The following is a 14,281-nucleotide window of genomic DNA, read 5'->3' on the forward strand; positions in this document are numbered from 1 at the left end:
CAAAATAAGATACGGAAAAATAAGAACAAAAAAGGTGGACATTTCAAAAATGCCCACCTGCAATTAGACTGTAGATTTTTTGGTAATAGCTATCTATATAGCGTAAAGTGTCCTACGTAGCGTGTGTTTCTGGCATCATTTTGATTTACGACATACCAGTAATCCCCTGTTGGAAGTTCACTGCCCTCGTAGGTGCCGTCCCAGTTTTTTACTTGATCTAAAATCGCTACTACCCTACCATAACGATCATAAATCTTGACCTCAATATTAGGGAAAAATTCCCGCCCATTGATTACCCATAGGTCATTGTTATTATCCCCGTCCGGTGTAAAGAAATTAGGGATTTCCAACATACCGGTAAATAGGAATGGGATCGGGGCCACGGCCACACAGCCGTTTTGATCTACCACGCGTACTTCCACTGTTCCGCTTACATTGGTCGTATAGATATTCTCAGTTCCGTAGGACTCCCCATCGAAAAAGAACTCGTATCCGCCAAAACCTCCCTCAGCCGTAGCTGTAATTTCATCTGGCCCAGTTTTTATAGCTGTAAGCGTCAATGGATCATAGGCATCGATACTAAATTCCACAAAATTAGTACAACCATTCTCGTGGTAGACATAAACGGTATGGTCTCCGGGTGGTAAATCGGCCCAGGTCCTAGTGGCATCCGCTTGGGTAATATCATCAACATCCAAAGCGAACAGCAACCTTGGCAACAAGCTGCTATCCTGCATTTCAACGGTAGCGGTACTGTTGGGGAAAATACCTTCACAACCATATTGCACTATGGGTTCCGCAGTAAGGTCCACACCAATACCGATAGTAAATACATCAGAAGTATCACATCCATTGGCATCCTGAATATATAGGGCATAGGAGGCACCTCCTTGAAGGTTCTGGATAATCCCACCGTCATAAGGCGCAAATACCCCAGTACCTGTTTCATTAACTGGATCTATCATTTCGATCTTATATTCAAAATATGGAGCAGGACTTATCAGTGGGTCATTAAATGGTGTACCTCCAACAATATTGAACACTACCGTGCCATCATTGGCCCCGATACAAAGTTCAGGGGTGGTCTGCAAATTACTTATTTGCAAAGTGGGTGGTTCCATTACCGAAATAACATCCTTCTCAAAACAACCATTTTCGTCCTGGATCAAAATCTCATAATCTCCTACGGCCAATTCGTCAAAAGTGTATATTCCCGGAGTAGCGGGGTCACTGAAGAATTCATTAAAATTAGGCTCTATGGCAAATTGTATCAATCCCACTCCACCACTGGTCACTTCAATGGTTACAGTTCCATCTTCCTCACCACTACAACTAACCGGCGTGGAATCCGCGGTAAACAGAATAGGATCAGGTCTAACGATTTCAAAGGGACCGGCAATATCACTACAGCTGGCTCCACTGGTAACAGCAATGTAATAATCCGTACCCTCCGGGAGACCTTCAAAAGTACCATTGCCCTGAGGTCCTCTAAACAAAGTTGCCGTGGCAGCCGGACTAAAAGCATCCTGAGGATCACCATTGTACAAATAGAACAAGTCATTGCCCACTCCACCATTTACGAAGGACTCAATCCTGCCGTCCAATTCCGAAGCACATGAAATATCGTCCGGCAAATTGGGCAATAAGGTAATGCCCGTGGCATCGGTCATAGTAATACCATTGGAGCGGACGGCCAAACAAGTGTTGGCGGCGTTCTTTTTGCGAACGTCAAATTGATACGTGATTCCAGCATCCCCGGGGAAACGTTGAGAGGTTCCCGTCATGTCCTGATAAGGTCCAACTACAACACCATTTTCAACCGGTTGAAATTCGTATGTAAATAAAGGATCTGGGTTTTCTATCCTTAGCTCTATCTCACCTTGACCCCCACAACCTGGTACTCTGGTTTGTACCAGTCTAGGTTCTACCGGTGGTGGAGGGCTTACAAAATAGGGAGGTGTAACGAAAATACAGTCATAACTGGATGATACCTCAATTGCGTACCAACCCCCACTGATGAAACCACCACTGGCCCCGATGAAAGTAGGGGAGCTTTGTAAACCACTGGTGGAGACTATATCCGTATTATCATTACTGTTCAAATACAACAACCTATAATTGTATCCTGCTCCTGCCACTCCACCGGTTGCACCGGCAATAGCGGTTGTGGCGTCTCCCGTACTGGGGTCGTAAGCCTCTAAAATGGCGTTGTTACCGTTGGGACAGACCAGGGCCTGAGGTTCCCGTATACCCGCATCGATTTGGGGAACCGCGGGTAGATTGATGTCAAAAGTATCCGTACAATTTTCAACATCTTGTATTTCTACCCTATAATCGCCACTGGACAGGTTTTGGAAATCGCTATTTGCCGAAAAAGCTACTACTTCTTGATAACCCGAACCGTCATCCCGTAATAAACGATATTGGTAGGGGGAGGAATCCCAACCTCCGGTTCCTGTGGCCTCTATTCTTCCTGTATTATCATTACAACTCACGTTGCCGACTTCAATGGCCGTAACATCCAAAACGCCATTGGGCGTTCTAATGGTGGCCGCATTACTATCCGCAGAGCAGAAAGGCATGGCTGTTGAAATAACCTCTACAAAGAAATTTCCACCAGGAAGTCCCGCAATGATTTCGGGGTTATTGGCCGTGTCCAAAGTTCCGGTTGCCAATATGGTAGTCTTCCCTGGATCACTTCCACTATATACATTATAGGTGTATTGTCCAGTATAATCGGTAACTTCGATAGAAAGCTCCCCATCGCTTGCACCAAAACAGCTTATCGGTTTCGCCTCTGCGATAACCACGGTTGGTGCAATAGGTTCGTTGACCGTATGTACCGGCATGGGGTACGCACAACCTCCGATGTTATCTTGAACCTCAAACAAATAATCACCCGTTGCCGGCAAGAATACATCTACGTAATCATTACCTGGAGTATTGGTCCATGGACCTGCGGCAACGGCAGAAATTGCACTTACGGTAAAATCCGTTGTCCCGATTACCTGAATTCTCACACGTTCATCATCCCTACAATTCAGAGGATCTATTTGAATTATTGTAGGTACCACATCGGTAGGAGGATTAATCGGTGGTAATGTAAACTCGTGCCTACATCCATTGCCATCAATGGCATATACCGTAATGTTTTGAACCGACCCATTATCCACAATTTCAAAAGTTGGCGAAGTTTGATAGTTGGAATGCCCCGTAATGCTGTATTGGTATCCGCTTCCAACAGTCCCCGGATCAACGACTGTAGTGGTGATGGTAGTTGAGCTAAATCGATTTGCACCGGGCTCACAGGCAAAATCGGGGGCACTGGCCGTTATGGAGAAAACAGGAGGCTCATCAATTTGAATATTCGGAGCCGTTACCGTACAATTTCGGGCAGAACGCACAACAACATCATAATTCCCCGGTGCTATTCCTGTAAACGAACCTGATCCGTTCTGCTGTATAATCGGAGTCGTTGTACCTGCATTATACAAGGTATACTCCATAGGGGCATCAGCGTCCGTCCCTGGTGCCAATATGATATCGATACTACCATCATTGGCCCCGTTACAGGATATATCGTTTTCCAAAACAGCACCAATTACGGGAACTATGGCCTGGTCCAGGTTAATATTGTTTACCGTAAAGAAACAGAAGATGGAACCATCAAATACGATATTGTCCGTTACGGTAACCTGATAGCTACCGGGCAGCATATTTGTAAATACCGGGTTATTGGTCTGTGTAATATTAACACCACCACCCAAATAGTCTGTTCCTGTAAGATCGAAATCAAAATCTCCACTTCCCCCTACAGTAGAAATCGTAATAACCCCATCTGCGGCATTACATGTAGACAGTGTGGAAAATCCGCCCGAGGCCGAGAGAAATTCATAAACCGTTGCCGTGCCCTGACTGGTACAGCCATCCGCATCTATGACATCCACTATATAATCCCCGGGAGTACTCACATTGAACGTGTATTCAAATAAAGTACCGGCCCCGTTCAATACCCCAAATTGAGTATCACCTCCCAAAGTAAACCTTGGCGTATCCACAGTGGACGGAACCTGTACAACAATATCAAATGAGGTGGAAGTAACATCGCACTGATTTTCAACGATAAAGGTCGGTGTAGGCAATGTCGGGGATAGGGGTATAATCTCCGCGATGGCAAAAGAAGTACATCCACTTACATCCATCACGTACACATCATAATTTCCGGCAGGCCCGGTAAAAGTTGTGGTTGTACCAAAATCGCCCGGGGTCGGGGAAACCGAAACAGGCATAAAGGCAAAGGTATAAGGGCCACCGGCCCCACCGCTTCCCTGTACCGTAATTGCACCATCCGCGTTACAGTTGGCAGGAGTTAGGTTCAAGATATCAATGGACGGTAAATTTTGATCAATAATCACACCCGTGGCATCCGTACAATTATCCGTTAAATTGGTCACAATAATTTGATAATCGCCTGGAAGTTGCAACGTGTTATCCACAAAAGGATCGGCCACAGTAGTTACTGGGTTGTGGAGATCTATTCTAGTACCATCACCATTGTTCAACAATTCGATTCGCAAATCATCTCCAATAGCAAACCCGGTAACGGTATAAATAATCTCACCGTTGCGATTTACATCACAAAATCCTGCGGTGGACACCGCGGATACATCCAAGGCAGTAGGACCATCAACTGGTGGTATTTCTACCAAATACACGCAGTTGGTGCCCAAGTCGGTTACTTCGACTGTATAGGTAACCCCATATTGCAATCCGGAAAAGGTATGTCTTCTTGGCGGCGAATTAGGGGTCACCGGCGGTAATGGATCATTCTCCAAACGGATTAGAAAGTTGGGCCCCACCCCTCCAATAATTTCGACCGTATTGCTGAAACCGCTGACGTCACAGACCGGGACAACGGGATCCGGAACAACATCCAAACTGGTCTGAACTACCGTTACCGTATCCGTATCCCGACAACCAAGGGCATCTACGGTTACCACAGTATAGACTCCCGGTATTAAATTGCTAAAAGTTTCGCTGGTGCTTGAGGTTGGGCCTATTCTGGAAAGTTCAAACCCAAACTGATCTTGTAATATGTAGGTAAAGTCCGGAGTACCTCCCGCTACGCCGGTAACTTGAACACCACCTTCTACTACTCCACTGGAACATGTAGCCAATACAGGCGATACTGTCGCGTCTGGTGGTGGGGTTCCGTCAAGTGGAATAAGCACCGAAGCAGGAAGCGTTTCACATCCTCGGGCATCCCTTACGATATAGGGATATGTATTTCCGGCAATAAGATTTGAAAAAGTGGACTGAGAACCAAAAGGTCCGCCATTAAAACTTATTTCATATGGGGGTATGCCACTTGTAGCATCCGGGATTATGGTAACGATACCGTTATCATTCTGTCCACAACTAGCCGGGGTAACATTAACCGTTGCCGGGTCGATGGATACCGGTGGATTAAGAATCACGGGGACTGATGAAGCCGTACAAGCACTATTTGTAGTATTGTTATCGGATACGCGGAACACATAGGTTCCAGGTGTAGTGGTATCATGTAGGAAATTATTGGATGCCAGTGGAATGGGAGCACCAAAACTTACCCCATTGTCCGAACTAACCTCATATTGCTTTGGACCGGCTCCAGAAGTGTAGCCTCCAGTTACCACCACCCTGATTTGACCAGGGGCACCGCCACAGGGAATTTCGGTCTCAATGCTTGCACTTACCCGTAACTGCGGATTGATGGTCATGCTAACCGTATCGCTACAATTGTTTCCATCCACTACCTCTACGGTGTAATTACCCGGTGCTATTCCTGTAAATACAGGACTTGCCTGTAACGGTCCGCCATTTATTCTATATTGGTGACTCGCAATTGGCGCGGTACCTGCCGTGGAGGTGACGGCGACCGTAGCTCCCGGACCCGGAACATAACAAAAGTCCGAAGCAACCGGATCCAATGCCAGTACCGGTGCGTCTATTGGGGTGAGGTCAAATTCAAAGGTAGCCGTACAACCTTCGGAATCTTCCACTATTAAAGTATAAACATCCAATGGGTCCAAGGCATCCGTTCCTTGGCTAAGATTTCCGAAAGTAGGTCCAGATTTTGGTCCTATGGTAGTCGCTCCTCCGGGGTATATTAGCGTATAACGATTACCTCCCCATCCACCTGATGGGTTGGCCACTACCCTTCCCAGGTTGTTATTGGCACAGCTCATTGGGGTAATCGTACCGGTCAAGGTCAACAAAGAAGATTCCTGTATATCGAAAGAAGCCGTATCGGTACAACCCGTGTCCACATCCGTTACCGTTATCGTATAAGTCCCGGCACCGGAGGGAGGTAGAATGACCTCTCCATCATTTTGGGGACCTCCGGTAAAAAGTCCTCCATTAATATCATATGTATAATTGTTGGCAAAACCGTCAATTAAAAAGGTACCCGAGCCATCCGTAGCTCCATTACAAACCCTTAAATCACCTCCAGATTTTACCCTGGCCCGAATAGAGCTTATCAGGGCTGGGCTAAATCCTTCCTGATAAATACAATTGTTGGCATCCGTTATCTGAAAAATATACGAAGTTGTTGTACTCAAGCCTACAAAGGTATCGCTGGCGCCGTTATCGAAGGTTACAGGGCTTATGATGGAGTAATTGACAATAGGTGCATTACTCGTGGGAACCAACTGCACGTCCGATGTACTAGTAGTACAGTTGCTATTACTTTGTACAAAATCAATATCCGTTGGAGGATCTACATCCAGAATGGTTATTGGCGTAAGTTCTACGCGACAACCGCCTCCATCTTCAATAATTGGGGTATAGGTTCCCGGTACCAAACCGGGATATGAAAGGGTTGCCGAAAAATTCAATCCATCTATACTGAACACATATCCACTTCCTGAACCTCCCGAAAATGGGCCGACAAAATCGATTTGTCCTCCATTTGTACCTCCGGAACCATCACAGGTACGGTCGGAAATCTTTATTGCAGAGCCCACAATAGGGCCTACTCCGGTCACCGTAATGCTATCAGGTGTACCATCATCATCGGAATCTATGTCCAAGATACAATCAAATGTACCTTGTTGATAACGTACTTGAGGGCTGTATGTACCATCTGGAACCGGCAGGATGGGATTCGTATCCCAAGGATCGGCCGGATCGGCCCTAAAGGAAAGATTATACCCATTAGCATCAATAACGTTAATATTTATCCGGTTTCCTCCGTTGGTACAATCACCATCCACTCCAGTAGCAGTAATATCAGGAGGGTCTAATTCTGCAACATTGGCCGATGCATTTATCGTACATCCATTACTGTCGGTAATGACAAAGTCATAGGTGCCGGCTGTAGTGACCCTAAATTCGGTCTGGGTGGTATAAGGATACGGTACTGGGGTAGGCACTGGCGCACCTCCATTTACCGTAAATGTATAAGGAGGAGAACCTCCCGATGTACGCACAATAATCGGAATATCGGCCGGGCTACAACTCGGATCGGTGTTAAAACTTTCATTGACCTCGGTGGAAGCGTCCAATGGTGTAAGTCCATTTCCAATGACTATAGGATTACCACCGGTGTCCAGACTTTGTCGTGGGGGATCAATACCATTTAATGGATCCCCGGTACATTGCTGCGTTTCCACCTGTACGATATAAGTTCCAAATCCTACTGCGGAAAAAGTATATGGATTATCCGGTATAAAAGCCGTAAACTCCTGGGCTACGCCACTGGAATTGAGCAAGGTATACTTGAAGGGTCCTGGAACATTGTTGGCCGTTACAGTAATAGTACCTGTGTCCCCCGCACAAAGGGCATCGGTAAAGGTAACATCGATATCAATGTCCAGTTGATCGATAGTAATTGGCTGATATGGGTATTCACATGTATTTGGGGTATTTCTCAATCGGGCCTTGACAATATAAGTTCCTGGGGTAAGATTATCGAAAATAGGGCCTTGCCATGGTCCAAACCCACCGCCGTCGTCTATACTAAATTCGTAGGCACTTGAAAGATTGGTAACTTGAATCCTTCCTGGTACCCCGCAGATAAAGTCATTTTTTACAAAGGTCTGGGTAATGGTACTTTTCTTTACTTTGAAGTAATAACTGGTACCATCTGCAACGACCCTGAACTCAGCTCCCGTAGTGGCAGGAATACTACTTGCCGTTAAATTAAAAGTGGAACCTGTGGCCACCTGGGTATAACAGCCCGTATTGGTATTTGGGCAATCTTCGTTAATATCCGGTGAACAGCCTCCGTTTAGAATTTGCCAAGAAACGGAACCTGGACTTCCAGCTAAGGAAATTGTTCTATCGTCAGAATCTCCACAAAGATTGAATCTGGCAACGGTCAATCCATTGGTACTACATCCTACCTCTTCATCCGCTCCTTGGATAATAGTCATAAACATGGGTGGAGCGGTCATTTCACCGGAATCGACATTCGTCGCGGCATAGGAATTGGAAGTCTTTAGCGTGGAGGTTTCAATTTTGGAATTCCCTTTCTCTGAAATGGGTTTTTCCAATACGGAGACAACATCACTTAGAAAACTATAAACTTTTGTGTTTGCTACGGCCGATGTACATACTATTGACAGCGCTATCAATAGTAGGGCATACAGGGTATGCCTTGGTTTTCTTGGGAGCATAGGTTAAGTAAAGTTTTGGCAAGAATATGCATGATTTGGGATCAGAATATTCTTCAGTGTAATTGTTTAAACTTATATTTTCTATTTATCTTTAGACAAAATTGGTACCTTATAATATTTCTTTTAACGTCAAAATATGAAAAATAGTATTGTATGCCTGTATTTAATCGTTGTATCGCTCAATTTTTCTTGTGCTCAGGATGCTGAAAATCAGGTAAATGTCCCTTCTGAAGTTCCCTTTACGGCCGAACTTTTAATCGATGGACTAGAGATTCCATGGGGCATGGCCTTCCTTCCTGATGGAAGTATGTTAGTTACTGAAAAATCCGGGGAACTGATTCACTTCAAGGACGGGAAAAAGACGGAAATCGGCAATGTGCCCAAGGTGTACCAAAGAGGTCAGGGTGGATTATTGGATATAGAACCCCATCCCAGCTATGAGGATAATGGATGGCTCTATATCACCTATTCCTCAGAGGAAGGTGGAGATAAAGGAGGGAATACCGCTTTGATTAGGGCCAAACTGACCAATAACGCGTTGACGGATATTGAATTGTTATACAAAGCGGTTCCAAATACGACTAAAGGACAACATTTCGGCTCGCGCATCGTGTTCGATGATGAGGGTTATCTCTATTTTTCGGTAGGTGATCGAGGTAATCGTGACGTAAACCCGCAGGATATTAAGCGGGATGGAGGCAAAATTTATCGCTTAAAGGATGATGGGAGCATTCCTAGTGACAATCCTTTTGTAAACAACAGTGGTGCCAAAACAGCTGTTTTTAGTTATGGTCACAGAAACCCACAGGGTTTGGTCAAACATCCAGAAACAGGGCAAATATGGGATAATGAGCATGGGCCTAAAGGTGGTGACGAAATCAATATGGTCCAAAAAGGGGCCAACTATGGATGGCCGGTAATAACCTATGGCATAAATTATAGCGGTACTCCAATTACGGATAAAACCGAAATGGAAGGCATGGAACAACCCGTGCATTATTGGGTGCCCAGCATAGGGCCGAGTGGGATGGCCTTTGTAAGCACTGACAATTACGGAAGTTGGAAAGGTAGTATATTGGTAGGTTCACTGGCCTTTCAATATTTGGAACGATTGGAACTCAACGGGAACAAAGTGGTAAATCGAGAGAAGTTAATGCCAGATATAGGTCGTGTTCGGGATGTAAAACAAGGACCAGATGGTTTAATATATGTCTCTGTTGAAGGTAAGGGAATTTACAAATTGGTGCCTAAAGGTAGTTGATCACATTTTCATCTTCCCACTGCGGCAGACAAACCCTTGACTACATTCGTTTTTTTCATGAAAACATTTCTTTTCGTATATCTTTTAGCCATTACAGGCCTAGCACTCTCTTTGTTTCAAGATAATGAGTTGAAAGAAAGTATGGAGCGTGGAGGCGAAATCTATCAGGATTTTTGCATTACCTGTCATCTAGGGACGGGTGAAGGTGTTGCCAACACCTTTCCTCCCTTGGACGGTTCCGATTACTTACTGACCTATCGTGAAGAAAGTATTCGTGGTATTAAATTTGGTCAACAAGGCGAACTTATGGTTAACGGCGTTATCTACAACAATGCCATGCCTCCCATGGGACTGGAAGATGAAGAAATTGCAGATGTCATGAATTTTATCTTAAATTCCTGGGGAAACACTTCGGATGAAATGGTTACTGTGAAAGAAGTCGAGTCAATCCTAGAGGATTAGTGCAAAGTAATCAGGCCGAGAGTAATAATCCATAATGCCCAGGCTTTTTTTAGCGCTCCCCTTCCAGTGCCTTCTTTACGGAACCGTATTTTTCAAGTAATTTTTTAGCTTCGTCATAACCCACACCCAACCCTTCGGATACATATCGAGTACCCCGATCTACCAACTTGTTGTTGCTAAGTTGCATATTTACCATCTTGTTTCCCTTTACCCTGCCAATTTTTATCATTAGCGCAGTCGAAATCATATTTAGGGCTAATTTTTGGGATGTACCACTTTTCATTCGTGTACTTCCCGTTACGAATTCAGGACCTACATTCATTTCAATCGGAATATCCGCCTCTACAGCCAAAGGTGAACCAGGATTATTAGTTATTCCAGCTGTCAAAAGACCATTGGTCTTCGCATCCTGTATACCCCCGATTACGTAAGGTGTAGTTCCAGAGGCGGCTATGCCCACAACCACATCATTTGTATTGATATCATGGACCATGAGATCTTTCCAGGCTTGTTGGGTGTCGTCTTCGGCATGTTCCACCGATTTTCGTATGGCAATATCCCCCCCGGCCATGAGACCAATCACACGTGAATGGGGCATTCCGTAGGTTGGCGGAATTTCGGAGGCATCCAAAATACCCAATCTTCCGCTGGTTCCGGCACCAATGTAAAAAAGTCGGCCTCCCTTTAAAAACCGTTCTGCCAATGCATCCACCAATTTGGAAATTTGGGGAATTGCCAAAGCGACCGCCTCGGCCACTTTTTGATCTTCTTTGTTCATATTGGTAAGGATGGATGTTGTATCCATTTGTTCCAGATGGTCGTAGTTCGAAGGCGTCTCCGTAATTTTTTTGTATTCCATGGTTTAAAGTATGCGTAAATCGTGGTTTCTAAAAAGGTTCAAAAGATTGTTTTCCGGATTTAACTCCGTAATCATGGTATTAATAGCGTTGATATCACATGTTTTGTAGCGATGCTGGGAATTCAACTTTTCGGAAATGGACAAAAGTACCGTTTTTTTTGAGGACTTTATCACTGCTTTTTTGACTTGTACAATATCCCAATCAAATTCAGTCAATCCATAAAGAGAATCGACATAGCCAGTGCCAATGAAGCTATAATCGACCTGAATTTCCGATAGACTATGAATGGCACTTGCCCCCATGGAAATCTGGGCATCCTTGGAGACCTCACCACCAATGAAAATAACGGTCGTATTAGGTTTGGAAATCAATTCCATGGCCACGGGAAGGCTTAGCGTAAAACAGGTCAATTGAAGCCTGGCCGGTATCAATCTCGCCAGTTCCATACAAGTAGTACCTCCATCAATAAAAATTACTCCTCCATCCCTTAGCAAGGTAACCGCTTTTTCAGCAATTTTGATTTTACGGTCAAGCGCATAGACATTTGTGCTTCGGGTACTGCTACCAATAAATCCCAGCGAAACAGCCCCGCCATGAACTTTTCTTAGCTTATTTTCGGCATCAAGTTCCTTAACATCCCTTCGCACCGTATCGATGGAAACGTCCAAAATCTCGGCTATATCCGTCAATTGTACCCTGTTGTGCAACTCAACTTCATTTAATATGGTCCGCTGTCTTTCCTCTTTTAGCATAAAAAGCAAGTGCAATTACATTATAAAGGCAAAGATAAGAAATAAAACGATATGCTGTTTTTTACTGTTTTTAAGGGTGTTCAATGTTAATAAACCGTAAATAAAGCATTAAATAGTATTGATTATGGCAAAAAACAGCAAAATAAATAGCAAAATACCGCATATATATGTTTTATTTATTACCTTTGCGGCAATATCCAAAAACTCTTGGCACATGGGTTGCCAATAAAGACAAAAAGCAAAAAATTGCAATTAAATGGACCTGAAAAATTAGCTGAAATCATGATAGAAATCAAAAAAAAGGATATATCCTACAAACCCGCGGGACAGTTTGAGGAAACACGTTTTGAAAAGATCCACAATGTGATTTTTGAAAGCTCCGATGAGGCCTCGGCCAATGTAGCTGAGGAAATTGCAGAGTTGATTCGAAAAAAACAATCCAAAGGCAAAGCCTGTGTATTAGGTCTTGCAACCGGATCTTCCCCAATCCGTGTTTACGATGAACTGGTGAGGATGCATCGGGAAGAAGGACTAAGTTTTAAAAACGTAATTACCTTCAACTTGGACGAGTATTTGCCTATGGACAAGGAGAATAGGCAGAGCTATTTCCACTTTATGCACGAACACTTGTTTCATCATGTGGATATATTGCCGGAAAACATCAATATTCCGGATGGGATGATATCATCGGAAAGAACCAAGGAATACTGTTTGGCCTATGAACGAAAAATAAAAGAGGCTGGAGGACTTGATTTTCAGTTACTTGGTATAGGCCGTACAGGGCACATAGGTTTTAACGAACCAGGCTCGCACTACAATTCCGGTACCCGCGTAATTACCTTGGACCATATTACAAGAGTGGATGCAGCCCCGGCATTTCTGGGTATTGATAATGTGCCCCGAAAAGCTATTACTATGGGAATTGCCACGGTTAGAAATGCACGGAGAATAGTTTTATTGGCCTGGGGTCAAAACAAAGCAGGTATTCTAAAAAAGACGATAGAAGGAGAAATATCCTCCCATGTTCCAGCGACTTATTTACAAGAACATGAGAACTGTACATTCGTCCTGGATCAAGCGGCAGGTAGCGAGCTTACCAGAAATAGGACACCTTGGTTAGTGGATGAGTCGTTGGATTGGACAGATGGCCTTACTGCCAAGGCAGTAGTCTGGTTGTGCAGTAAGACTGACAAATCAATTCTTCACCTTACCGACAAAGACTATAATGATAACGGCATGTCCGGTCTATTGGCCCAAGAGGATTCCTATGACTTGAACATACGTATGTTCAACCGACTTCAGCATACCATTACCGGATGGCCTGGAGGCAAACCTGATGCCGATGATACCAAAAGGCCAGAGCGAGCCATACCCGCCAAAAAAAGGGTCATTATCTTTAGCCCACACCCAGATGACGATGTGATTTCCATGGGCGGGACATTTGATCGATTGGTGGGCCAGGGCCATGAAGTTCATGTGGCATATCAAACTTCCGGTAACATAGCAGTTTCCGATAAAGATGCCTTGCGATATGCCGAAATTTCCAAAAGAATATCCCCTTCGCAAGAAGCACAGACCATTATCGACTCTATCAAATCCAAAAAAGAAAGTAGCATAGACTCTCTGGAAGTTAGAAAGTTAAAAGGTAACATCAGAAGGGGCGAATCCTATGCAGCTACTCGTTATTTAGGCTTGGACGACTCCAATGTTCATTTTTTGGATTTGCCGTTCTACGAGACGGGAACCATCAAAAAAAACAGTTTATCCGATGAGGATATTGAAATAATGATGGATATCATCAAGACAGTAAAACCGCACCAGATGTACGCGGCGGGAGATTTGGCCGATCCGCATGGCACACATAAAGTTTGTTTGGATGCCGTTTTTAAAGCTATGGAAAAGTTAAAATCAGAACCCTTCATGGAGGATTGTTGGTTATGGCTATATCGTGGTGCTTGGCATGAATGGGATGTGGACCAAATAGAAATGGCCGTTCCCATGAGCCCAGATCAGGTACTTCGTAAGCGTAATGCCATATTTTGCCATCAATCCCAAAAGGATGGTGTTATGTTCCAAGGTGAGGATTCAAGGGAGTTCTGGATGCGCGCTGAAGAACGCAACAAAGATACCGCGGCAAAATACAACGCTTTAGGCCTAGCAGATTACGCGGCCATGGAGGCTTTTGTCCGTTATAAAATGGAATAGGGTCTTTTGCCATAAAGCCCAGCATTTTTGTCATTCCGGGTATAATTGAGGATTTCCCAAACAGCTGCATATGTGAGGAAA

The 14,281-nt window shown here is 44.4% G+C and carries 6 protein-coding genes; 3 read left to right on the forward strand and 3 right to left on the reverse strand.

Translation table 11 applies throughout. The annotated features are described in order from the left end of the window. Nucleotides 1–89 precede the first annotated feature (89 nt). Nucleotides 90–8,660, reverse strand: coding sequence for a T9SS type B sorting domain-containing protein (locus tag Q0993_RS15890; protein ID WP_299534853.1), 8,571 nt, complete (start codon nt 8,658–8,660; stop codon nt 90–92). Between the two features lie 136 nt (nt 8,661–8,796). Here Q0993_RS15890 and Q0993_RS15895 point away from each other — a divergent pair, with 136 nt between their 5' ends. Both Q0993_RS15895 and Q0993_RS15900 read left to right on the forward strand, forming a co-directional pair. Continuing rightward, nucleotides 8,797–9,921, forward strand: a complete 1,125-nt coding sequence (locus tag Q0993_RS15895; protein WP_299534855.1) for a PQQ-dependent sugar dehydrogenase — start codon at nt 8,797–8,799, stop codon at nt 9,919–9,921. 57 nt (nt 9,922–9,978) lie between these two features. After that, on the forward strand, nt 9,979–10,383 hold the full coding sequence (locus Q0993_RS15900; protein ID WP_299534858.1) for a cytochrome c: 405 nt from the start codon (nt 9,979–9,981) through the stop codon (nt 10,381–10,383). A 49-nt stretch (nt 10,384–10,432) separates the two neighbouring features. On the opposite strand, the gene murQ is transcribed toward Q0993_RS15900, so the two are convergent. After that, nucleotides 10,433–11,242, reverse strand: coding sequence for an N-acetylmuramic acid 6-phosphate etherase (gene murQ, locus Q0993_RS15905; RefSeq protein WP_299534860.1), 810 nt, complete (start codon nt 11,240–11,242; stop codon nt 10,433–10,435). Nucleotides 11,243–11,245: 3 nt separating this feature from the next. Continuing rightward, the gene (locus Q0993_RS15910) at nt 11,246–11,995 is read right to left on the reverse strand and encodes a DeoR/GlpR family DNA-binding transcription regulator (RefSeq protein ID WP_299534862.1); all 750 of its coding nucleotides are present in this window, start codon (nt 11,993–11,995) and stop codon (nt 11,246–11,248) included. Between the two features lie 282 nt (nt 11,996–12,277). Between Q0993_RS15910 and nagB the strand changes: the two genes are divergently transcribed. Next, nucleotides 12,278–14,200, forward strand: coding sequence for a glucosamine-6-phosphate deaminase (nagB, locus tag Q0993_RS15915; RefSeq protein WP_299534864.1), 1,923 nt, complete (start codon nt 12,278–12,280; stop codon nt 14,198–14,200). Nucleotides 14,201–14,281: the final 81 nt, after the last annotated feature.

The sequence above is a fragment of the Ulvibacterium sp. genome (assembly GCF_028285715.1).
Classification (GTDB): domain Bacteria; phylum Bacteroidota; class Bacteroidia; order Flavobacteriales; family Flavobacteriaceae; genus Ulvibacterium.